Origin of the sequence: Streptomyces sp. LUP30, assembly GCF_001746365.1 — a bacterium.
Classification (GTDB): Bacteria; Actinomycetota; Actinomycetes; order Streptomycetales; family Streptomycetaceae; genus Streptomyces.
In genome coordinates this window covers 1-22,061 of sequence record NZ_MJAJ01000084.1, presented here as the reverse complement: position 1 = coordinate 22,061, position 22,061 = coordinate 1, and the positions used below count along the sequence as shown (strand labels likewise).

Here is a 22,061-nt window from a genome sequence, read left to right as displayed (position 1 = left end):
TGCAGGGTGACGAGGTCGGGGCGGCGGCCCGCGAGGCGGCGGGAGGCGCCCCAGGGCGCGACCACGTCGTCGGGCCCGTGCACGATCAGCGTCGGGACCCGCAGCCGGTCGGGGGCGGCGGCCTTGGCCGCGGGGTCCCCGGCGCCGCCGTGCAGGCCGGCGCGGCCCTCGGCGGCGCGGACGGCCAGCGGCAGCAGCGCCCCGGGGGTGTGGCGGGCGGCGGCGAGGGCGCGCAGCGTCGTCCGCCAGTCGAGGACCGGCGAGTCCAGCACGAGCCCGGAGACGAGATCGCGCAGCCCTGAGTCGGCGGCCGCGCGCAGCGCCATGGCGGCGCCGGTGGACCAGCCGAGCAGGACGACGCGTTCGGCGCCGTAGCGCACGGCGTACCGCATCGCCGCGTCCAGGTCGCGCCACTCGGTCGAGCCGAGGTGGTTCAGCCCGTCCGGCGAGCGGGGGGCGCCGAGGTCGCCGCGGTAGGCGAGGGCGAGGACGGGGAACCGGCGGCGGTGCAGGAAGCCCATGACGTTCAGGGCGTGTTCCCTGGTGGCGCCCAGGCCGTGGACGGCGATCACCCAGGTGCGCCGGGCGCCGGGCACGAACCAGGCGGGCAGGTTGCCCAGTTCGCCGGGGACGTCGACGTCGGCGTGATCGAGGCCGAGGGCGCTGCCCGGGTTGCCGACGTGCAGGTTGGGGGTCAGCCAGACCGGGTCCCCGGGGTTCAGGGATCCGTGGGTGACGCGTTCGAGGCGGCGCACGACGGTGTCGACGGGGTGCGGGGCCGTGGGCAGGACCGGGCCGACGACCGCGTGGGAGCCGTTGCCCGACAGGCCGTAGGAGCCGGGGCGCAGGGCGGCCAGATGGCGGGTGACGGTGATCTGTCCGGCGGCCGTGCCGTGCACGGTGAGCCGGGGTTCGGTGGGCAGGGGCCGGCCGGGCGGCGCCTTCAGCGCGGCGTCGCTGGCGAACCGGCCGGCGGCGACACTGGCGGCGCCGGCGGCCAGGGCTGCGGTGACGGCCGCGGCCGTCGCTGTGACAGTGCGCACCCGACCAGTGTCCAGGCCAACCCCCGCTGCGGCCAGTGGTGCGCCGGCCCGGGGTGACGCCGGGCCGGCCGGGGGCGGGTCGGTGCGGCGCCGCGCCCCTGGGTCAGCGTCGCTGGCCGTAGCCCCGCAGGCGGTCTGCCGCCTGCGCCGCCTGCTCCTCCGTCAGCAGTGTGGGAGTACGGCCCGGGACCGACGAGGCGGTCAGCCACAGGCGGCACATCCACTCCAGTTGGGCCGTGCGGTCGTAGGCCTGGTCGAGGGTGGCGCCGTAGGTGAGGGTGCCGTGGTTCTGCAGCAGGCAGCCGGTGCGGCCGTCGAGCGCCCGGAGCACGTGCTCGGCCAGCTCCTGCGTGCCGTACGTGGCGTAGGGGGCGACCCGGACGGGGCCGCCGAGCGCGCCCGCCATGTAGTGGACGAGGGGGAGCTCCGGGACGAGGACCGAGACGGCCGTGGCGTGCACGGCGTGGGTGTGGACGATCGCCCCGGCGTCGCAGGAGCCGTATACGGCGAGGTGCATCGGCAGCTCGCTCGTCGGGACCAGGGCGCCGAGCACCTGTCGGCCGGTGAGGTCGACGCCGGTGACGTCCTCGGGGCCGAGCCGGTCGTAGGGCACCCCCGACGGGGTGACCAGCACGGTGTCGCCGACGCGTACGGAGACGTTGCCGGAGGTGCCGACGACGAGACCGTCCGTCACCGTGCGGCGGGCCGCCGTCACGAGCGCCTCCCAGGCCCGTGCCTCCTCGGGCGTCGCACGCCTCCCCCGGCGCCCCACCGCGCCCTGCTCGCCGTCCCCGGGATCCCGGGCGTCCACCTGCTCGCGTCGCTGCTCAGCCATGCCGCGATCCTGCCAGGACGCCTCCGTTCCCGGGGTGTGCCGGGGCACGTCCCCGGGGTCCCTGCGGTCCGGGACGCCAGGCGGGCCCCCAACTCCCCACAAGGACACCGTGATGCCGGTCCCAGTTCATCTTCCGTTCACCCACATTGCCTACGGTCGACGCACCAATGACTTCGAACGATTGCCTGGGTAAATGGAAAACTTCTCGCTGATCCTCGCGATTGTGGTCGTCACCGCACTCGCGTTCGATTTCACGAACGGTTTCCACGACACCGCCAACGCGATGGCCACGACCATCTCGACCGGTGCACTCAAGCCCAAGGTCGCGGTGGCGATGTCCGCCGTGCTGAACCTTGTGGGCGCCTTTCTCTCGGTGGAGGTCGCCAACACGATCTCCAAGGGTCTCGTCGACGAGACCGGCATCCGTCCCGAGGTCATCTTCGCCGCCCTGGTCGGCGCGATCCTCTGGAATCTGCTGACCTGGCTGGTGGGACTGCCCTCCAGCTCCTCCCACGCCCTCATGGGCGGTCTGATCGGCGCCACCATCGCCTCGGCCGGAACGGGCGCGGTCCACGGTGACGTGCTGGTCACCAAGGTGCTGCTCCCGGCGGTCGCGGCCCCGATCGTCGCGGGCGTCGCCGCGATGCTCGCGACCCGGCTGTCATACACCCTCGGCAAGAAGGCCGACGGCAAGGCCGCGGCGAAGGGCTACCGCACCGGTCAGATCGCCTCGGCCGGCCTGGTCTCCCTCGCGCACGGCACCAACGACGCGCAGAAGACGATGGGCATCATCACCCTCGCCCTGGTCGCCGGCGGCGCCGTGGCCCCCGACTCCGACCCGCCCACCTGGGTCATCCTCTCGGCCGGCATGGCCATCGCGCTCGGCACCTACCTCGGCGGCTGGCGCATCATCCGCACCATGGGCAAGGGCCTGACCGAACTCCAGCCGCAGCAGGGCTTCGCCGCCCAGACCAGCGCGGCCACGGTCATCCTGGCCTCCTCCCACCTCGGCTTCTCCCTCTCCACCACCCACTCGGTCTCCGGTTCGGTGATGGGCGCGGGGCTGGGCCGCAAGGGCGGCGTGGTCCGCTGGTCGACCGCGACCCGCATGTTCGTGGCCTGGGGCCTGACGCTGCCGGCGGCGGCCCTGGTGGGCGCGCTCGCCGAGACGGTGACCGGCCTCGGCGACTGGGGCACGGCCGTCGTGGCCGCCTTCCTGATCGCCTCCAGCGCCGCGATCTGGAAGATCTCCCGGCGCGAGGTCGTCGACGCCTCCAACGTCATCGACACCGAGGAGCCGGCAGGCGTCGTCACGACGGCGATCGCGGCCGTCGCCCCGCCCCCGGCAGGTTCCCTCGCCGACGACCTGACGGCGACCATCCCCTCTCCGGCCCCTACCCCTACCCCGGCCCCGGAGCCCGTGGCCCCCGCCGTCCCGCCGGCCGCGGCCGTCTGAGCCGGCGCGTCCGGTACGAAGGAAGAGAAGCATCATGAAGATCGACTGGGCAGCCCTGGGCTCCGTGTTCGGCGTCAGCCTCGTGGTCACCGTGGGCCTCGTGGCCCTGTTCACCCTCGGCGTCATGGGCCTGTCGCGTCAGGAACGCGCCACGGCGCAGGGCGGCTCGGCCACCCTCGCGGTGACGGGCGCGTACGCGTGCTTCGCGGCCTGCGCGGCGGCGGTGGCGTACGGGATCTCCCTGATCGTGGCCTGACAGGTCATCGGGACACCCCTGGGGTGCGGGACGGGTCACCGTCCCGCACCCCTTCGCGTGTGACCACGGCGATCGCCCGCGTGTGGGGTTCTGCACACTCTCCCCTCGCAGGTCAACAGCAAGTTGACGGCTCTTCCGGGCCCGTGGTGGACTGCCCGGGCCATGTACGGCGGCAGAAGAGGAAGCCGGTGTGAATCCGGCGCGGTCCCGCCACTGTCACCGGGGTAGTAACCCCCGGGAGCCAGGAACTCTCGCCGCGGTCTCGTCGAACCAGGGCGTGGACACCCTGAGTGAGGACACATAGCCATGTTCGGCTGCCCATCGAGCGCCCCGCGCGTCACCCCCAGGCCGTCGCCCACCCGTACGGCCGGCTGAGCCGATGGGTGCCGATCGCGTCCACGCGTACGGCGCCGCCGCCGGCCTCCTCGGCGACCTGCTCCTCGGCGATCCCCGCCGGGGCCATCCGGTCGCCGCGTTCGGCCGGGCCGCGGGCGCCGTGGAGCGGCTGCTGTGGCGGGACCACCGGGGGTGGGGCGCCCTGCACACCGTGGTGTGCGCGGGCGGCGCCGTCGCCCTGGGAGCCGTCGCTGCGCGGACCGTACGCGGGCGTCCCGCCGCCTCCGTCGCCCTCACCGGCGCCGCCACCTGGGCCGTCGTCGGCGGCACCTCCCTCGTGCGCGAGGCCCGGGGCATCGGACGCGCTCTGGAGGCGGGAGACGTAGAGGCCGCCCGGGAACGGCTGCCGCACCTGTGCGGGCGCGACCCGCAGGCCCTGGACGCCGACGGGATCGCCCGGGCCGTCGTGGAGTCCGTCGCCGAGAACACCTCCGACGCCGTCGTCGGCGCGCTGGTGTGGGGCGCCGTGGCCGGTGTGCCCGGGCTGGTCGGCTTCCGGGCCGTCAACACCCTGGACGCCATGGTCGGGCACCGGTCGCCGCGCCATCTGCGCTACGGATGGGCCTCGGCCCGCCTCGACGACGTCGCCGGATGGCCCGGGGCACGGCTGACCGCCGTGCTGGCCGCCGTCGCCGGAGACGATCCCCGGGGCGCGGTGCGGGCCTGGCGCGCCGACGCACGCAAGCACCCCAGCCCCAACGCCGGGCCCGTGGAGGCGTCCTTCGCGGGCGCTCTCGGAGTGCGGCTGGGCGGGACGCTGTCGTACGGCGGCCGGGTCGAGCACCGGCCCGTGCTCAACGGGGCGGCCGGGCGGCCCGTCGTCACCGGGGACATCGAACGCGCCGCGCGGCTCTCCCGCCGCGTCGGCCTGCTCGCGCTCGGCGTGACCGTCGCCGCGCGCTTCGTCGCGACAAGGGCGCTCGACGCGCGGAAGGGGCGTAGGTCATGAGCGGGGGTCTCCTGGTGGCCGGCACCACCTCCGACGCCGGCAAGAGCGTCGTCACGGCCGGGATCTGCCGGTGGCTGGTCCGGCAGGGGGTGAAGGTCGCGCCGTTCAAGGCGCAGAACATGTCCCTGAACTCGTTCGTCACACGCGAGGGCGCCGAGATCGGACGGGCGCAGGCCATGCAGGCGCAGGCCTGCCGCATCGAGCCGACGGCGCTGATGAACCCCGTGCTGCTCAAGCCCGGCGGGGAGCAGAGCAGTCAGGTGGTGCTGCTGGGCAAGCCGGTGGGCGAGATGAGCGCCCGCGGATACCACGGCGGACGGCAGCAGAAGCTCCTCGGGACCGTTCTCGACTGTCTCGCCGAGTTGCGGGGCACGTATGACGCGGTGATCTGTGAGGGTGCGGGCAGTCCCGCCGAGATCAACCTGCGGCGGACGGACATCGTCAACATGGGGATCGCCCGCAATGCCGGGCTGCCCGTGCTGGTCGTGGGCGACATCGACCGCGGCGGCGTCTTCGCCTCGTTCTTCGGGACCGTCGCGCTCCTGTCGCCCGAGGACCAGGCGCTGATCGCCGGGTTCCTGGTGAACAAGTTCCGGGGCGACGTCTCCCTGCTGGAGCCGGGCCTGGACATGCTGCACGGTCTCACCGGCCGGCGCGCCTACGGCGTGCTGCCGTTCCGGCACGGGCTCGGCATCGACGAGGAGGACGGCCTGCGTGTGTCGCTGCGCGGGACCGTACGGGAGTCCAACACCGCTCCGCCCGTCGGGGAGGACGTGCTGCGGATCGCCGTCTGCGCGGTCCCCCTCATGTCGAACTTCACGGACGTGGACGCGCTGGCCGCCGAACCCGGCGTCGTCGTGCGGTTCGTGGACCGGCCCGAGGAACTGGCCGACGCCGACCTGGTGGTGATCCCGGGGACCCGGGGGACGGTGCGGGCGCTGGAGTGGCTGCGGGAACGCGGCCTGGCCGAGGCCGTGCTGCGCCGGGCCGCCGAAGGACGGCCCGTCCTCGGCGTCTGCGGCGGCTTCCAGATCCTCGGCGAGCGCATCGAGGACGACGTCGAGAGCCGGCGGGGACAGGTCGACGGGCTCGGGATCCTCCCCGTCCGGGTGCGGTTCGCCCGGGAGAAGACCCTCACCCGGCCGGTCGGGGAAGCCCTCGGCGAGCGGGTCGAGGGGTACGAGATCCACCACGGCGTCGCCGACGTCACCGGGGGCGAGACGTTCATCCGCGACGACGAGGAACGCGCCCTGGACGGCTGCCGGGTCGGACAGACCTGGGGCACGCACTGGCACGGCTCGCTGGAGTCGGACGGGTTCCGGCGGGCGTTTCTGCGCGAGGTGGCGGCCGCCGCGGGCCGCCGGTTCGTGCCGGCCCCCGAGACCTCCTTCGCCGCGCTGCGCGAGGAACAGCTCGACCGGCTCGGCGACCTGATCGAACAGCACGCGGACACCGACGCGCTCCGGCGGCTCATCGAGTCGGGCGCGCCACAAGGACTGCCTTTCATTCCACCGGGAGCGCCCGCATGAGCACAGTGTTGTTGTTGTCGACCGCCGACACCGATCTGCTGGCGGCCCGGGCCGCCTCCGGCGTCGACTACCGGATCGGCAACCCGACCCGCGTCGACGTCGCGCAGGAGCTGCCCGCGCTCCTCGACGGCGCCGACATCGCCGTCGTACGGCTGCTCGGCGGGAAGCGCGCCTGGGAGGACGGGCTCGCCGCGCTGCGCGCGTCCGGCGTCGCGACCGTGCTGCTGGGCGGCGAGAGCGTGCCGGACGCCGAGCTGATGGCCGAGTCGTCCGTGCCCGCCGGGGTCGTGGCCGAGGCGCTGCGGTATCTCGTCGAGGGCGGCCCGGCCAACCTCGCCGAGCTGGCGCGGTTCCTCTCCGACACCGTGCTGCTGACCGGCGAGGGGTTCGAGGAGCCGCGCGCGATGCCGGAGTACGGCGTCCACGGCTCCTACGAGCTCCGCGACGGCCGGCCGACCGTGGGCGTGCTGTTCTACCGGGCCCACGAGCTGAGCGGCAACACCGCCTTCGTGGACACGCTGTGCGACGCGGTCGAGGCGCGCGGGGCCAACGCCCTGCCCGTGTACTGCGGTTCGCTGCGCGGCGCGGACGCCGGGCTGTACGAGATCCTCGGCCGCTGCGACGTCCTCGTCGCCACCGTCCTCGCCGCCGGGGGCGCGCACGCCTCGCAGGCCTCGGCGGGCGGCGACGAGGAGGCCTGGGACGTCGGGGCGCTCGCCGAGCTCGACGTGCCCGTGCTGCAGGGGCTGTGTCTCACGTCGTCACGCGCGGCCTGGGAGGCGTCCGACGCCGCCCTCTCCCCCATGGACGCGGCGATGCAGGTCGCGATCCCGGAGTTCGACGGGCGGATCGTCACCGTCCCGTTCTCCTTCAAGGAGCAGGGGGCCGACGACGTCCCCGTGTACGTCGCCGACCCGGAGCGGGCCGCTCGGGTCGCCGGGATCGCCGTCCGGCACGCCCGGCTGCGGCACAAGCCGAACGGCGAGAAGAAGCTCGCGCTGGTCTTCACCGCCTACCCCACCAAGCACTCGCGGGTCGGCAACGCCGTCGGCCTGGACACCCCCGTCTCGGCCGTGCGGGTGCTCGACGCGCTGCGCGACGCGGGCTACGTGGTCGAGGGGCATCCCGACGACGGCGACGAGCTGATCCACCGGCTGATCGACGCCGGCGGCCACGACGTCGAATGGCTCACCGAGGAGCAGCTCGCGGCCGCGCCGGCCCGGGTGCCGCTGGCCGACTACCGGGCCTGGTTCGACCGGCTCGACCCCGGGCTGCGCGACGGCATGCTGGAGGCGTGGGGCGAGCCGCCGGGCTCCCTGTACGTCGACGGCGACGACGTCGTGCTGGCCTGTCTGCAGTTCGGGAACGTCGTGGTGATGATCCAGCCGCCGCGCGGCTTCGGAGAGAACCCGATCGCGATCTACCACGACCCCGACATGCCGCCGTCGCACCACTACATGGCCGCGTACCGCTGGCTGGAGAACAGCTTCGGCGCCGACGCGATCGTGCACATGGGCAAGCACGGCACGATGGAGTGGCTGCCGGGCAAGGGGCTCGGGCTGAGCGGCGGCTGCGCGCCGGACGCCGTCCTCGGCGAACTGCCGCTGGTCTACCCGTTCATCGTCAACGACCCGGGCGAGGGCACCCAGGCCAAGCGGCGCGGACACGCCACCGTCGTCGACCATCTCGTCCCGCCGATGGCGCGGGCGGACACGTACGGCGATCTTGCGAAGCTGGAGCAGCTGCTCGACGAGTACGCGCTGGTCTCCGACCTCGACCCGACGAAGGCGCCGGCCGTGCGCGCGCAGATCTGGACGCTGGTGAAGGCGGCCGAGCTCCACCACGACCTGCACGTCGACGACCAGCCCGACGACGACGCGTTCGACGAGTTCGTCATGCACATCGACGGCTATCTGTGCGAGATCAAGGACGTGCAGATCCGCGACGGACTACACATCCTGGGCGGCGGCCCGGTCGGCGAGCCGAGGGTGAACCTGGTGCTGGCCGTGCTGCGCGCCTCGCAGGTGTGGGGCGGCCAGGCCAACGCGCTGCCGGGCCTGAGGGCCTCGTTCGCGGCCCATTTCGGGCTCGACGAGAAGGAGTTGCTGGCCGAGCCGGGCGCGCCGGTGAAGGCGCCCGTGGAGCTGACGGACCTGGTGGAGGGGCCGTCGCGGTCCGCGTCCGACGCGATCGATCTGCTGGAGCAGCTGTGCCGGCGGGTCGCGGAGGGCATGGAGGCGCGGGACTGGGCGGTCGTCGAGTGCCGTCCGCTCGTGCGCGACGTCGTCGGCGCCGAACTGCCGGACGCCGTCGCGGTGCTGGAGTTCGCGTGCCGCGAGCTGGTGCCGAGGCTGGCCCGGACGACGGACGAGATCGGCCACATCCTCAAGGCGCTGAACGGGGGTTACGTGCCCGCCGGCCCCTCGGGCTCGCCCACCCGCGGTCTGGTCAACGTGCTGCCCACCGGCCGCAACTTCTACTCCGTCGACCCCAAGGCCATCCCGTCCAGGCTGAGCTGGGAGGTCGGGCAGTCGCTCGCCGACTCCCTCGTGCAGCGGTACCTGCAGGACACGGGCGCGTACCCGAAGTCCGTGGGGCTGACGGTGTGGGGGACGTCGGCGATGCGCACCCAGGGCGACGACATCGCCGAGATCCTGGCGCTGCTGGGCTGCCGTCCCGTCTGGGACGACGCCTCGCGGCGGGTGACCGGCTTCGAGGTCGTGCCCCTTCAGGAGCTCGGCCGCCCGCGCATCGACGTCACCGTGCGTATCTCCGGCTTCTTCCGGGACGCGTTCCCGCACGTGGTCGGGCTGATCGACGACGCGGTGCGGGCGGTGGCCGAGCTGGACGAGCCCGCCGAGTCCAACTTCGTGCGCGCGCACGTCGACGAGGACGCGGCCGGACACGGCGACCGACGGCGCGCGAGCGCCCGGATCTTCGGCTCCAAGCCGGGGGCGTACGGGGCCGGTCTGCTGCCGCTGATCGACGCCCGCAACTGGCGCTCCGACGCCGACCTCGCCGAGGTGTACGCGGTCTGGGGCGGCTACGCCTACGGGCGCGGGCTCGACGGGCGGGCGGCCCGCGGGGACATGGAGACGGCGTTCCGGCGGATCGCCGTCGCCGCGAAGAACGTGGACACCCGCGAGCACGACCTCGTCGACGCCGACGACTACTTCCAGTACCACGGCGGCATGGTCGCCATGGTGCGCCATCTGACGGGCGCCAACCCCGAGGCGTACGTGGGCGATTCCGCGACGCCGGACCAGGTGAGGACCCGCACGCTGGGCGAGGAGACGCACCGCGTGTTCCGCGCGCGGGTGGTCAACCCGCGCTGGATGGCGGCCATGCGGCGGCACGGCTACAAGGGCGCCTTCGAGATGGCGGCGACCGTCGACTACCTCTTCGGGTACGACGCCACCGCCGGGGTCGTCGACGACTGGATGTACGAGAAGCTCAGCGCGGAGTACGTGTTCGACGCGGACAACCGCGACTTCATGAAGAAGTCCAACCCGTGGGCGCTGCGCGGGATCACGGAACGACTCCTGGAGGCCGCCGACCGCGGTCTGTGGGCGGAGCCGGACGCCGACACGATCGAGCGGCTGCGCGCCACCTACCTGGAGCTGGAAGGCGATCTGGAGGACGACCAGAAGTGAGTACTCCTTTCCCGTTCACGGCCGTGGTCGGCCAGGACGACCTGCGGCTCGCGCTGCTGCTGAACGCCGTGTCGCCGGCGGTGGGCGGTGTGCTGGTCCGCGGTGAGAAGGGCACCGCCAAGTCGACGGCCGTGCGCGCCCTGTCGGTGCTCATGCCCACGCTGAACGTGGTCGCCGGCTGCCGGTTCTCCTGCGACCCCGACTCGCCCGACCCGGCCTGCCCGGACGGCCCGCACGAGCCGGGGGCGTTCGAGACGCGGCCCGCGCGCACGGTCGAGCTGCCGGTCGGCGCCTCGGAGGACCGGCTGGTCGGCGCCCTCGACATCGAGCGGGCGCTCGCCGAGGGCGTCAAGGCCTTCGAGCCGGGGCTCCTCGCGGACGCGCACCGCGGAATCCTGTACGTCGACGAGGTCAACCTCCTGCACGACCATCTGGTCGACCTGCTGCTGGACGCGGCCGCGATGGGCGCCTCGTACGTGGAGCGCGAGGGCGTCTCCGTGCGCCACGCAGCGCGGTTCCTGCTCGTGGGCACGATGAATCCCGAAGAGGGCGAGCTGCGGCCGCAGTTGCTCGACCGGTTCGGGCTGACCGTGGAGGTGGCCGCCTCGCGCGAGCCCGACCAGCGGGTGGAGGTCGTCCGGCGCAGGCTCGCCTACGACGACGATCCGGCCGCCTTCGCCGGGCGGTGGGCGGACGAGGAGGCCGCCGTGCGCGCGCGGATCGTGGCCGCGCGTGCGCTGCTGCCTTCGGTGCGGCTGGGTGACGGGGCGCTGCGGCAGATCGCGGCGACCTGCGCCGCGTTCGAGGTGGACGGCATGCGGGCGGACATCGTCATGGCGCGCACGGCCACCGCGCTGGCGGCCTGGGCCGGGCGCACGGACGTCCTCGCGGAGGACGTCCGGCAGGCCGCGCTGCTGGCGCTGCCGCACCGGCGGCGCCGCAATCCCTTCGACGCGCCGGGACTCGACGAGGACAAGCTCGACGAGACGCTGGAGGAGTTCGGCGGCCAGGACGACACCGGCCCCGGCGACGGCACGGACACCGGACACGACGACGGCCTGAGCGACGACGACCGCGGCGACGACGGTCCCGACGACGACGGTCCCGACGACGACGGACCCGGCGGGGGCGGCGGACGGCCCGCCCCTGAGGCCGGTCCGGACGGCGGCGACACGGGCGCACGGCCCGAGGCCGGGCAGGACGGCGAGCCGCAGCCGTCGGGAGCCGCCGAGCGGTCCGCCGTACGCGCCGCCGAGCCGTTTCGCACCAAGGTGCTGAGCGTGCCGGGGATCGGCGAGGGGGCCGCCGGGCGGCGGTCACGGGCCCGGACCGAGCACGGGCGCACCACGGGCGCGCGTCGGCCCCGGGGCGCCCTGACCAAGCTGCACCTGGCGGCCACCGTGCAGGCGGCCGCTCCGCACCAGCGGGCGCGCGGGCGCAGCGGGCCCGGACTGGTGGTGCGGCGGGACGATCTGCGGCAGGCGACCCGGGAGGGGCGTGAGGGCAACCTCGTGCTGTTCGTGGTCGACGCCTCCGGGTCGATGGCCGCCCGGCAGCGGATGAGCGCGGTGAAGGGCGCCGTGCTGTCGCTGCTCCTCGACGCCTACCAGCGGCGCGACAAGGTGGGGCTCGTGACGTTCCGGGGGGCCGGCGCGGAGCTCGCGCTGCCGCCGACCTCGTCGGTGGACGCGGCCGCCGTACGCCTGGAGTCGCTGCCGACGGGCGGGCGGACGCCGCTGGCCGCCGGGCTGCTGAAGGCGCACGACGTGTTGCGGGTGGAGCGGCTGCGGGACTCGGCGCGCCGGGCGCTGGTCGTGGTCGTCACCGACGGACGGGCCACCGGCGGTCCGGAGCCCGTCGCCCTCGCCGGGCGGGCGGCGCGGCTGTTCGCGGCCGACGGCGTCGCCTGCGTGGTCGTGGACTGCGAGTCGGGGCCCGTGCGGCTCGGGCTCGCGGGGCAGCTGGCCGGTGAGCTGGGCGGCGCCGCCGTGACGCTGGAGGAGTTGCGGGCGGACTCCATCGCGGGGCTGGTCAAGGACGTTCAGGGGACTTCGAGGAGGGCCGCGTAATGCCGCAGGGACAGCCGAGCATCGTGCCGGACGACGGACTGACGACCCGCCAGCGCCGTAACCGGCCGCTCGTGATCGTGCACACCGGAGTCGGCAAGGGCAAGTCGACCGCCGCGTTCGGGCTCGCCCTGCGGGCCTGGAACCAGGGCTGGCCGATCGGGGTGTTCCAGTTCGTCAAGTCGGCGAAGTGGAAGGTCGGCGAGGAGAACGCGCTGCGCGTGCTGGGGGCGTCCGGGGAGGGCGGCTCCGTCGACTGGCACAAGATGGGCGAGGGCTGGTCCTGGGTGCAGCGCGACTTGCAGGGTGACAACTCGACCAACGAGGACAAGGCCCGCGAGGGCTGGGAGCAGGTCAAGCGGGACCTGGCCGCCGAGACGTACAAGCTGTACGTGCTCGACGAGTTCGCGTATCCCCTGCACTGGGGCTGGGTCGACGTCGACGAGGTCGTCGACGTGCTGAGCCGCCGGCCGGGCTCCCAGCACGTGGTGATCACCGGGCGGAACGCGCCCGGCAAGCTCCTCGACGTCGCCGACCTCGTGACCGACATGTCCAAGGTCAAGCATCCGATGGACGCGGGCCAGAAGGGCCAGCGGGGCATCGAGTGGTGACGCCGTGCTGACCTCCCCGTCCTCCGTCCCCCGGCTGGTCGTCGCCGCGCCCTCCTCGGGCAGCGGCAAGACGACCGTCGCCACGGGCCTGATGGCCGCGTTCGCCGCGCGGGGACTCGCCGTGTCCCCGCACAAGGTCGGGCCCGACTACATCGACCCCGGGTACCACTCGCTGGCCGCCGGGCGGGTGGGGCGCAACCTCGACGCGTATCTGTGCGGGCCGGAGCTCGTCCCCGCGCTGTTCCTGCACGGGGCGCGCGGGTGCGACGTCGCCGTGGTCGAGGGCGTGATGGGGATGTTCGACGGGGCCGCCGGGGAGGGGGAGCTGGCGTCCACCGCCCAGGTGGCGAAGCTGCTGCGGGCGCCGGTGGTGCTGGTCGTCGACGCGTCGTCGCAGTCGCGGTCGGTGGCGGCGCTGGTGCATGGGTTCGCCTCCTGGGACCCGCAGGTGCGGATCGGGGGCGTGATCCTCAACAAGGTCGCCTCGGACCGGCACGAGGAGCTGTTGCGGGAGGCGCTGGACGCGGCGGGGACGCCGGTGCTGGGGGTGCTGCGGCGGACTCCGCAGGTGGACACGCCCTCGCGGCACCTCGGGCTGGTGCCGGTCGCCGAACGGCGGGCCGACGCGGTCGAGGCGGTCGCCGCGATGGCCGCGCAGGTGGCGCGCGGGTGCGATCTCGAGGCGTTGCTCGCGCTGGCCCGGGGCGCCGGGGCGCTGTCCGGTACGGCCTGGGACCCGGCCGGGGCGCTGTCCCCGGCCCCGCCGCCCCTTTCGGTCATGTCCTCCGGGGGTTCCGCCGCCGAGTCCCGGCGCAGACCGGTCGTCGCCCTGGCCGGTGGTCCGGCGTTCACCTTCTCCTACGCCGAGCACGCGGAGCTGCTGACCGCCGCGGGCGCCGAGGCAGTCGTCTTCGACCCCCTGCGGGACGGGCGACTGCCCGACGGGACGGGCGGGTTGGTGATCGGCGGCGGGTTTCCCGAGGTGTACGCGGCCGAACTGTCCGCCAACGAGCCGTTGCGCAAGGCCGTCGCCGCGCTCGCGGAGTCCGGGGCGCCGGTCGCCGCCGAGTGCGCGGGGCTGCTGTATCTGTGCCGGGAACTCGACGGGCTCCCGATGTGCGGGGTGCTCGACGCGCGCGCCCGGATGTCGGAACGGCTCACCCTCGGCTACCGCGACGCCGTCGCCGTGAGCGACAGTGTGCTCGCGCCCGCCGGCACGCGGATGCGGGGGCACGAGTTCCATCGGACGGTCGTCGAGCCGGGGGCGGGGCCGGTCCCCGCGTGGGGTGTGCGTGGCCCCGAGCGGCGGGTCGAAGGGTTCGTCCAACAAGGCGTGCACGCGAGTTATCTGCACACGCACTGGGCGGCCGAGCCCGGTGTGGCCCGTCGGTTCGTCGAGAGGTGCCGGACGTCATGAGCAGCAGGCTGGTCGGAGTCGGGGTGGGCCCCGGGGATCCGGAGCTGGTGACCGTCAAGGGGGTCAACGCGCTGCGGGCCGCCGAGGTCGTCGTCGTGCCCGTGATGGACAGCGGTGAGCAGGGCCGGGCCGAGGCCACCGTGGTGCACTACGTGCCGCAGGACAAGGTCGTCCGGGTCGTCTTCGCGCTCAACGAGCGGACCGACCGGGCCCGGCGGGAGGCGGCGTGGGACGCCGCCGGGGAGCGGGTGGCCGAGTTGCTGCGGCGGCACGGGTCGGTCGCCTTCGCGACCATCGGCGACCCCAACGTGTACTCCACGTTCACGTATCTCGCGCAGACCGTGGCGGAGTCGGTGCCGGGCGTGGTGATCGAGACCGTCCCCGGCATCACCGCCATGCAGGATCTCGCCGCGCGGTCCGGCGCGGTGCTGACCGAGGGCACCGAGCCGTTGACGCTGGTGCCGGTGACCGCGGGGTCGGCCGTGCTGAAGGACGCGCTGGCCGGTCCGGGGACCGTCGTCGCCTACAAGTTCGGGCGGCAGGCCGCCGAGGTCGCCGAGGCGCTGCGGGAGACCGGGCGGATCCAGGACGCGGTGTGGGGGTCGGCGCTCGGGCTGGCGCAGGAGTCGATCCGGCCCGCCGACGAGCTCGACGGCGAGCCGCTGCCGTACCTCTCCACGCTGATCGCGCCCGCGCGGCGCGGGGGCGGCCGGGGCGGCAAGCTGTGAGAACGCCCCCGTCCCGGTCACGCGGCCAGGCCCACCACCAGCCAGATGAAGGCCGCGCCCGCGATCGTGCACAGCACGGTCGAGCGGGCGGGGTGTTCGTGGTGGGCCTCGGGGAGGATCTCGGCGGCCGCGAGATAGAGCAGCGCGCCGCCGAAGAAGCCCAGGTAGCCGCCGAGCAGCCGCTCCGGGATCGTCACGAAGGTCGTGCAGGCCGCGCCCACGACCGGTGCCGCCGCGTCCGCGAACAGCATGGCCAGGGCCTTGCGCCGGGCGTTCCCGTACAGGCTGGTGATCGTGTAGGTGTTGAAGCCGTCCGCGAAGTCGTGGGCGATGACCGCGAGGGCCACGGCGAGTCCCATGCCGCCGCCCACCTGGAAGGCCGCGCCGATCGCCACGCCGTCCATGGCGCTGTGGAAGACCATCGCCGCGGCCGCCGTCAGGCCGACCTCCGGGGCCCTGCCGTCGTGTCCCCTGCCTTCGTGTCCCCTGCCGCCGTGGGCCGCGCCGTGGTGGGCCGTCCCGTCCTGTGCCGTGCCGTCGGGGGCGCGTTCGGCGTGGAGGGCGCGGCCGGGATGCTCCGCCGCCGCGGTGCAGGCGTGCTCCTCGGCGCCGTGCGCGGCCTGGCGGACCGCCAGCAGCCGTTCCACCAGATGGGCCACCAGGAAGCCCGCCACGAACAGCAGCAGCGCGGCCGGGACGCCGAAGACCTCGGCGCCGGCCGCCTCCAGGGCCTCCGGCAGCAGGTCCAGGCCGACCACGCCCAGCATCAGCCCGCCGGCCAGGCCCAGCACCAGGTGGCGGCGGTCGGTCACGCGTTGCGCCGTCCAGCCGCCGGCCAGCGTCATGAGGAACGCGCCGAGCGCGACGAAGACCGCCATACGCCCTTGCTATCCGATCGACCCCCGTTCGCGCACATCCGCGCCGCCCGCTGACACCGGTAAAGCAGCACATAGCCCGTTATGAGAGGACCCGAACCCATGGCCGATGCCCCCACCGGCAAGGTGACCTTCGTCGGCGCCGGCCCCGGCGCCGCCGACCTGCTGACGTTCCGCGCCGCGCGCGCCATCGCCGAGGCCGACGTCGTGATCTGGGCCGCGAGCCTGGTGCAAGCGGAGATCCTCACCCACGCACGGGAGGGCGCGGAGATCCTCGACTCGGCGACGATGTCCCTGGAGGACGTGGTGGCCGTGTACGAGCGGGCGCACTCCGAGGGGCTGAAGGTCGCCCGCATCCACTCCGGGGACCCCGCGCTGTGGGGCGGCACGCAGGAACAGCTCGACCGCTGCGAGGAGATCGGTCTCGCGACCGAGATCGTCCCCGGCGTCTCCGCCTTCTCGGCCGTCGCCGCGATCGCCCGGCGCGAGCTGACGATCCCCGAGGTCGCCCAGTCCGTCGTCCTCACCCGGCTCGGCGGCGGCAAGACGCCGATGCCGCCCGGCGAGGAGGTGCGCGAGTTCGCCAAGCACGGCACCACGATGGCGGTCTTCCTGTCCGCCGCGCGCAGCGGGCAGCTCGTGCGGGAGCTGCTGGAGGGCGGCTATCCGACGTCCACCCCGGTCGTCGTCGCCCACCAGGCGACCTGGCCGGAGGAACTCGTCGTGACGTGCACGATCGAGACGCTGGAGGAGACGGTGAAGGAGCACAAGCTCTGGAAGCACACCCTCTTCCTGGTCGGCCCCGCCCTGGACGCGCACGGCACCCGCTCGCACCTGTACCACCCCGGTCACTTCCACGGCCATCGCAAGGCCGACCCGGAGGCCCGGCGGGCCCTGCGCTCGCGGGGTGCGAGCACATGAGCCGTCCGATCACGGTGGTCGGCGCGGGGACGGGCGCGCCCGTCCCCCCCGACGCGCTGGCCGGGGCCGAGCTCGTCGTGGGCGGGCGCCGGCATCTGGACGCCGTGGAGCTGCCCGCGTCCGCGGAGCGGATCGTGCTCGGCCCGCTGGCGCCGGCCCTGGACGCCATGGAGGCGTACGTCGACAAGGAGCGGCGCGTGGTCGTGCTGGCCTCGGGCGATCCCGGGTTCTTCGGGATCGTGCGGGCGCTGGCCGAGCGGTTCGGGTCGCGGCGGCTCGACGTCCGGCCCGGCGTGTCCTCGGTGGCGGCCGCCTTCGCGCGGCTCGGACTGACCTGGGACGACGCCGTCGTCGTCAGCGCGCACGGACGGGACCCGCGCACCGCCGTCAACGTCTGCCGGGCGCACCCGAAGACGGCCGTGCTGACCGGGCCGGGAGCCGGACCCGCCGAGCTGGGCGCGGCGCTCGCGCGCAGCGCGCCCGACCGGACGCTCGTCGTGGCCGAGGCGCTGGGCGATCCCGGGCGCGAGCGCCTGGAGCGGGTCTCGCCCGCCGAGGCCGCGCGACGCGACTGGGGAAGCGCGGTGAGCGTCGTGCTGTGCCTGGACGAGACGCGGGCTCCCGGCCCCGTCCGCACGCTCGCCGGACCCGCGGCCGGGCCCGCGGGGTGGGCGCTTCCCGAGGGCGGCTTCGCGCACCGCGACTCGATGATCACCAAGTTCGAGGTGCGGGCGCTGGCCCTGGCCCGGCTCGGGCCGCGCCCCGGCGAGCTGGTCTGGGACGTCGGCTCCGGCTCGGGGTCGGTGGCCGTGGAATGCGCCCGGCTCGGCGCCGCCGTCAGCGCCGTCGAGAAGGCGGCGGACGGGGTGGAGCGCGTCCGCGCCAACGCCGGCGCCCACGGCGTCGACGTGCACGTGGTGCACGGCGCGGCGCCGGACGCGCTCACCGGGCTCGACGATCCCGACGCCGTGTTCGTCGGCGGGGGCGGCCACGAGCTGCCCGGCATCGTGGAGGTGTGCGCGCGGCGGGCCCGGCGCACGGTCGTGGTCGCCCTGGCCGCGCTGGACCGGGTGCCCGCGGTGCGCGCCGCGCTGACCGGCGCCGGGTTCGACTGCGACGGGGTGTTGCTGCAGTCCTCCCGGCTGGCGCCGCTGCCGGGCGACGTGACCCGGCTCGCGGCGGCCAATCCCGTCTTCCTGCTGTGGGGGGACCGGAACCCCGTCGGCTCGAATCCCGTGAACCATGAAGGAGTTGCCCAGTGATCGGCCTCATCTCCGCCACCGCGGCGGGCGCGGCGGCACGCGACCGGCTGGCCGCGGCCTGGCCGGACCGCACCCGGGTGTACGACGGGCCCGTGGGCGACGCCGTGCGGCGGGCGTTCGCGGAGTGCGAGCAGCTCGTGTGCTTCCTCGCGACGGGCGCGGTCGTGCGGCTCGTCGCGCCCCTGCTGTCCGACAAGGCGTCCGACCCGGGAGTGGTGTGCGTCGACGAGGCCGGGCGGTTCGCCGTCTCGCTGGTCGGCGGACACGGCGGCGGCGCCAACGAACTCGCCGTCTCGGTGGGAGGGTTGCTGGGCGCGGAGCCCGTGGTGACCACGGCCACGGACGCCGTGGGCATCCCCGGTCTGGACACCCTCGGCCTGCCGGTGGAGGGCGATGTGGCCGGCGTGACACGGGCCCTGCTGGACGGGGAGCCGGTCGCGCTGGACGTGGAGGTGGCGTGGCCGCTGCCGCCGCTGCCGTTCGCGGCGCGGGTCCGCACGCCGGGCATGCCGGCCGTCCGGCTGACGGACCGCGCGGTCGAACCCGCCGAGGGCGAGGTGCTGGTGCGTCCGCCGTCCCTGGTCGTCGGCGTCGGCGCGTCCAGGGGCGTCCCGGTCGACGAGGTGCTCGATCTGGTGGAGGGCGCGCTGCGGGACGCGGGGCTGTCCCCGCGCAGCCTCGCCGAGCTCGCCACGGTGGACGCCAAGCGCGACGAGCCCGGCATCGTCGCGGCGGCCGCGCGACTCGGGGTGCCCGTGGTGACGTACCCGGCCGAGGAGTTGACGAAGGTCGAGGTGCCCAACCCCTCCGACGCCCCCCTCGCCGCCGTGGGCACCCCGTCCGTGGCCGAGGCGTCCGCGCTCGTCCGCGGCGGTGAACTCCTCGTCGCCAAGCGGAAGTCGGCGCGGGCGGACGGACACGCCTCGATGGCCACCTGCGCCGTCGTACGGCGTCCCGCGCGCGGGCGGCTCGCGGTCGTCGGGCTCGGTCCCGGCGCCCGTGATCTGCTCACCCCGCGCGCCACGGCCGAACTGCGCCGGGCCGCCGTGCTCGTCGGGCTCGACCAGTACGTCGACCAGATCCGCGACCTGCTCCGGCCGGGCACCCGGATCCTGGAGTCCGGGCTGGGCGCCGAGGAGGAGCGGGCCCGCACCGCCGTCGAGGAGGCCCGGCGCGGACAGGCCGTCGCGCTGATCGGCAGCGGGGACGCGGGCGTGTACGCCATGGCCTCCCCCGCGCTCGCCGAGGCGTCCGACGACATCGACGTGGTCGGGGTGCCCGGCGTGACGGCCGCGCTCGCGGCCGGCGCGATCCTCGGTGCGCCGCTCGGCCACGACCACGTGTCCATCAGCCTCTCCGACCTGCACACACCGTGGGAGGTCATCGAGCGGCGGGTGCGCGCGGCGGCCGAGGCCGACCTCGTGGTCACCTTCTACAACCCCCGTTCGCGGGGCCGCGACTGGCAGCTTCCCAAGGCGCTGTCGATCCTCGCCGGGCACCGGGAGCCGGCCACCCCGGTGGGCGTCGTGCGCAACGCGTCCCGGCCGGACGGCACCAGCAGGCTGACCACGCTCGCCGGGCTCGACCCGGCCTGGGTCGACATGATGACGGTCGTCACCGTGGGCAACACCGCGACCCGCGCCATCGCGGGGCGCATGGTGACGCCCCGCGGCTACCGCTGGCAGGAAGCCGCGACGGAGGAGGTCCGGTGACCCGGCCGCCCCACGCCGCACCCGCGCAGGACCGCCTGCCGCATCCACCCCTTCCCGATCCCGAGGAGCAACAGTGACCACCCCGCCGCCCGCCCTGCTCATCGCCGGCCATGGCACCCGCGACGAGGCCGGAGCCGAGGCGTTCCGCGACTTCGTCCGGGAGCTGGGCCGCCGCCATCCGGAACTGCCCGTCGCGGGCGGCTTCATCGAGCTCTCGCCGCCGCCGCTGGGCGACGCGGTGAGCGAACTGGTGGAGCGCGGCGTGCGGCGCTTCGCGGCCGTCCCGCTGATGCTGGTCTCCGCCGGACACGCCAAGGGCGACATCCCGGCCGCCCTGTCCCGCGAGAAGGAGCGCCACCCGGGGATCTCCTACGCCTACGGGCGTCCGCTGGGCCCGCACCCGGCGCTGCTGAAGGTGCTGGAGCGGCGGCTTGACGAGGCGCTGGGCACCGCCGCGCGGACCCCCGAGGACCTGGCCGACGTGACCGTGCTGCTGGTCGGACGCGGTTCGACGGACCCGGACGCCAACGCCGAGGTGTACAAGGCGGCCCGGCTGCTGTGGGAAGGGCGCGGGTACGCGGGCGTGGAGACCGCGTTCGTGTCGCTGGCCGCGCCGGACGTGCCGAGTGGGCTCGACCGGTGCGTGCGCCTCGGCGCGCGGCGGATCGTCGTCCTGCCGTACTTCCTGTTCACGGGGATCCTGCCGGACCGGGTGCGGCAGCAGACCGAGGGCTGGGCGGCCGCGCATCCCGAGGTCGAGGTGCGCTCGGCGGACGTCATCGGTCCCGAGCCGGAGCTGCTCGACCTCGTGATGGAGCGGTACGAGGAGGCCGTCAAGGGCGATCTGCGGATGAACTGCGACTCGTGCGTGTACCGGATCGCGCTGCCGGGATTCGAGGACAAGGTGGGCATGCCGCAGCAGCCGCACTTCCACCCGGACGACGACGGACATCACCACGACGGTCAGCACGGCGGTCACCACCACGGGCACTCGCACTCCCATGCGCACTGAGGGCCCCGCCGAGGGGCACGACCTGCGCCACCACGGGGACGCGGAGGTGCGCGGCGACGGCTCGGGGCTGATCGACCTCGCCGTGAACGTCCGCGCGGACACGCCCCCGCGCTGGCTGCGCGAGCGCGTCGCCGCCTCCCTCGGCGGTCTGGCGGCGTACCCGGACGGGCGGGCCGCGCGGGCGGCGGTCGCGGCCCGGCACGGGCTGCCCGTCGAGCGGGTGCTGCTCACGGCGGGCGCCGCGGAGGCGTTCGTGCTGCTGGCGCGAGCCCTGAAGGTCCGTCGGCCCGTCGTCGTGCACCCGCAGTTCACCGAGCCGGAGGCGGCGCTGCGGGACGCCGGGCACAGCGTGGACCGGGTGCTGCTGCGGGAGGAGGACGGTTTCCGGCTGGATCCCGCGGCCGTCCCCGAGGACGCGGACCTGGTCGTGATCGGCAACCCGACGAACCCGACGTCGGTGCTGCATCCCGCCCGGGACGTCCGGCGGCTGGCCCGGGCCGGGCGGACGCTGGTGGTCGACGAGGCGTTCATGGACGCGGTGCCGGGCGAGCGGGAGGCGCTCGCGGGGGCGACTGACGTGCCCGGTCTGGTCGTGCTGCGCAGTCTGACGAAGACCTGGGGGCTTGCGGGGCTGCGGATCGGGTACGTCCTCGCCGCGCCGGAGACGATCGCGGAGCTGGAGCGGGCGCAGCCGCTGTGGCCCGTGTCCTCGCCGGCGCTGGCGGCGGCGGAGGCCTGTATGGGCGCGCAGGCGCTGGCGGAGGCCGCGCACGCGGCACACCGCGTCGCGGCCGACCGGGCGCATCTGGTCGCCGGCCTGGAGGAGTTCGCCGCCGACGGGCTGCGGGTCGTCGGGCCGGCGGACGGCCCCTTCGTCCTCGTCCGGCTGCCCCGGGCCGCCGCCGTCCGACGACGACTGCGCACCCTGGGGTTCGCGGTCCGGCGGGGGGACACCTTCCCGGGTCTCGACGAGGAGTGGCTGCGGCTGGCGGTGCGCGACCGGCCGACGGTGAACCGTTTCCTCCAGGCACTGGACCAGGCGTTCGCGCTCACCCGCGAATAGCCGACCCGAGAACGGCCGAGCCGAAGGACAACCGGGTCCGGGGACGAGGCCCGGGGCTGCCGCCCCGAAAACGAGCGCGGGAACCGGCACCCCGGGGGACGCCGACCGGGACCCCCGACCCGGGGACGCGGGCCGGAGCCGCCCGCCGGGGCGAGCGCCGGGAGCGGCGGGCTCCGGACGAGAGTGGGGGCAGGCCGCCGAGGGCTTCCGGCGGCCTGCCGCGCGCCCGGTCCGTCAGCCGCGGCGCTGCCGCGCGCCCGGTCCGTCAGCCGCGGCG

Annotated in this window: 17 protein-coding genes and 1 riboswitch; of the genes, 14 read left to right on the top strand and 3 right to left on the bottom strand. The window is 74.9% G+C overall.

Translation table 11 applies throughout. From position 1 onward, the window contains the following. Together BG482_RS38485 and BG482_RS38480 are read right to left on the bottom strand one after the other, a co-directional pair. Positions 1-1,043: alpha/beta hydrolase (locus BG482_RS38485; protein ID WP_069773863.1), on the bottom strand; the 1,043-nt coding region annotated here is incomplete at its 3' end. Between the two features lie 103 nt (positions 1,044-1,146). Beyond that, a complete protein-coding gene (locus BG482_RS38480) occupies positions 1,147-1,878 on the bottom strand; it encodes a class II aldolase/adducin family protein (protein ID WP_069773862.1) in 732 nt (243 codons plus the stop codon). A 193-nt stretch (positions 1,879-2,071) separates the two neighbouring features. Between BG482_RS38480 and BG482_RS38475 the strand changes: the two genes are divergently transcribed. From BG482_RS38475 to cobI, 9 genes are all read left to right on the top strand, one after another. Further along, on the top strand, positions 2,072-3,334 hold the full coding sequence (locus tag BG482_RS38475; protein ID WP_069773861.1) for an inorganic phosphate transporter: 1,263 nt from the start codon (positions 2,072-2,074) through the stop codon (positions 3,332-3,334). Between the two features lie 34 nt (positions 3,335-3,368). Further along, positions 3,369-3,590: a hypothetical protein gene (locus tag BG482_RS38470; RefSeq protein WP_069773860.1), complete on the top strand. Its 222-nt coding sequence runs from the start codon at positions 3,369-3,371 to the stop codon at positions 3,588-3,590. A 129-nt stretch (positions 3,591-3,719) separates the two neighbouring features. Next, positions 3,720-3,862: riboswitch (cobalamin riboswitch) on the top strand. A gap of 107 nt (positions 3,863-3,969) precedes the next feature. After that, complete coding sequence (locus BG482_RS38465; RefSeq protein ID WP_069773859.1) at positions 3,970-4,935, top strand: cobalamin biosynthesis protein; 966 nt, start codon at positions 3,970-3,972, stop codon at positions 4,933-4,935. Next, a complete protein-coding gene (locus BG482_RS38460) occupies positions 4,932-6,464 on the top strand; it encodes a cobyric acid synthase (RefSeq protein ID WP_069773858.1) in 1,533 nt (510 codons plus the stop codon). Before BG482_RS38465 ends, BG482_RS38460 begins: the two co-directional genes overlap by 4 nt. Further along, a complete protein-coding gene (gene cobN / locus BG482_RS38455; RefSeq protein ID WP_069773857.1) occupies positions 6,461-10,117 on the top strand; it encodes a cobaltochelatase subunit CobN in 3,657 nt (1,218 codons plus the stop codon). The genes BG482_RS38460 and cobN overlap by 4 nt, the downstream gene beginning before the upstream one ends. Next, a complete protein-coding gene (locus tag BG482_RS38450) occupies positions 10,114-12,186 on the top strand; it encodes a putative cobaltochelatase (RefSeq protein WP_069773856.1) in 2,073 nt (690 codons plus the stop codon). Before cobN ends, BG482_RS38450 begins: the two co-directional genes overlap by 4 nt. Then, on the top strand, positions 12,186-12,794 hold the full coding sequence (gene cobO, locus BG482_RS38445; RefSeq protein WP_069773855.1) for a cob(I)yrinic acid a,c-diamide adenosyltransferase: 609 nt from the start codon (positions 12,186-12,188) through the stop codon (positions 12,792-12,794). The genes BG482_RS38450 and cobO overlap by 1 nt, the downstream gene beginning before the upstream one ends. Positions 12,795-12,801: 7 nt before the next feature. Next, entirely contained in the window at positions 12,802-14,211 is a 1,410-nt protein-coding gene (locus BG482_RS38440; RefSeq protein WP_069773865.1) for a cobyrinate a,c-diamide synthase, read from the top strand. Beyond that, on the top strand, positions 14,208-14,939 hold the full coding sequence (gene cobI, locus BG482_RS38435; RefSeq protein WP_069773864.1) for a precorrin-2 C(20)-methyltransferase: 732 nt from the start codon (positions 14,208-14,210) through the stop codon (positions 14,937-14,939). Before BG482_RS38440 ends, cobI begins: the two co-directional genes overlap by 4 nt. A 17-nt stretch (positions 14,940-14,956) precedes the next feature. On the opposite strand, the gene BG482_RS38430 is transcribed toward cobI, so the two are convergent. After that, positions 14,957-15,817, bottom strand: a complete 861-nt coding sequence (locus tag BG482_RS38430; protein ID WP_069773854.1) for a ZIP family metal transporter — start codon at positions 15,815-15,817, stop codon at positions 14,957-14,959. 99 nt (positions 15,818-15,916) lie between these two features. On the opposite strand from BG482_RS38430, the gene cobM reads away from it, so the two are divergent. The 5 genes from cobM (at position 15,917) to cobC (ending at position 21,784) form a co-directional block, all read left to right on the top strand. Further along, positions 15,917-16,735 carry a precorrin-4 C(11)-methyltransferase gene (gene cobM / locus BG482_RS38425; RefSeq protein ID WP_069773853.1) on the top strand — a complete coding sequence of 273 codons (819 nt, stop codon included), beginning with the start codon at positions 15,917-15,919 and terminating at the stop codon, positions 16,733-16,735. Next, a complete protein-coding gene (locus BG482_RS38420) occupies positions 16,732-17,997 on the top strand; it encodes a bifunctional cobalt-precorrin-7 (C(5))-methyltransferase/cobalt-precorrin-6B (C(15))-methyltransferase (RefSeq protein WP_069773852.1) in 1,266 nt (421 codons plus the stop codon). Before cobM ends, BG482_RS38420 begins: the two co-directional genes overlap by 4 nt. Beyond that, on the top strand, positions 17,994-19,709 hold the full coding sequence (gene cobJ / locus BG482_RS38415; protein ID WP_069773851.1) for a precorrin-3B C(17)-methyltransferase: 1,716 nt from the start codon (positions 17,994-17,996) through the stop codon (positions 19,707-19,709). Before BG482_RS38420 ends, cobJ begins: the two co-directional genes overlap by 4 nt. 73 nt (positions 19,710-19,782) lie before the next feature. Next, entirely contained in the window at positions 19,783-20,721 is a 939-nt protein-coding gene (locus BG482_RS38410; protein ID WP_069773850.1) for a sirohydrochlorin chelatase, read from the top strand. Further along, entirely contained in the window at positions 20,711-21,784 is a 1,074-nt protein-coding gene (gene cobC, locus BG482_RS38405) for an Rv2231c family pyridoxal phosphate-dependent protein CobC (RefSeq protein ID WP_069773849.1), read from the top strand. The genes BG482_RS38410 and cobC overlap by 11 nt, the downstream gene beginning before the upstream one ends. Positions 21,785-22,061: the final 277 nt, after the last annotated feature.

Excerpts from the sequence above, each read along its gene's own strand:
- cobM (WP_069773853.1), top strand. The coding sequence starts at position 15,917 with ATGGCCGATGCCCCCACCGGCAAGGTGACCTTCGTCGGCGCCGGCCCC.
- BG482_RS38480 (WP_069773862.1), bottom strand. The coding sequence starts at position 1,878 with ATGGCTGAGCAGCGACGCGAGCAGGTGGACGCCCGGGATCCCGGGGAC.
- cobI (WP_069773864.1), top strand. The coding sequence starts at position 14,208 with ATGAGCAGCAGGCTGGTCGGAGTCGGGGTGGGCCCCGGGGATCCGGAG.
- cobC (WP_069773849.1), top strand. The coding sequence starts at position 20,711 with ATGCGCACTGAGGGCCCCGCCGAGGGGCACGACCTGCGCCACCACGGG.
- BG482_RS38470 (WP_069773860.1), top strand. The coding sequence starts at position 3,369 with ATGAAGATCGACTGGGCAGCCCTGGGCTCCGTGTTCGGCGTCAGCCTC.
- cobN (WP_069773857.1), top strand. The coding sequence starts at position 6,461 with ATGAGCACAGTGTTGTTGTTGTCGACCGCCGACACCGATCTGCTGGCG.
- BG482_RS38420 (WP_069773852.1), top strand. The coding sequence starts at position 16,732 with ATGAGCCGTCCGATCACGGTGGTCGGCGCGGGGACGGGCGCGCCCGTC.
- BG482_RS38475 (WP_069773861.1), top strand. The coding sequence starts at position 2,072 with ATGGAAAACTTCTCGCTGATCCTCGCGATTGTGGTCGTCACCGCACTC.
- BG482_RS38430 (WP_069773854.1), bottom strand. The coding sequence starts at position 15,817 with ATGGCGGTCTTCGTCGCGCTCGGCGCGTTCCTCATGACGCTGGCCGGC.
- cobO (WP_069773855.1), top strand. The coding sequence starts at position 12,186 with ATGCCGCAGGGACAGCCGAGCATCGTGCCGGACGACGGACTGACGACC.
- BG482_RS38460 (WP_069773858.1), top strand. The coding sequence starts at position 4,932 with ATGAGCGGGGGTCTCCTGGTGGCCGGCACCACCTCCGACGCCGGCAAG.
- BG482_RS38465 (WP_069773859.1), top strand. The coding sequence starts at position 3,970 with ATGGGTGCCGATCGCGTCCACGCGTACGGCGCCGCCGCCGGCCTCCTC.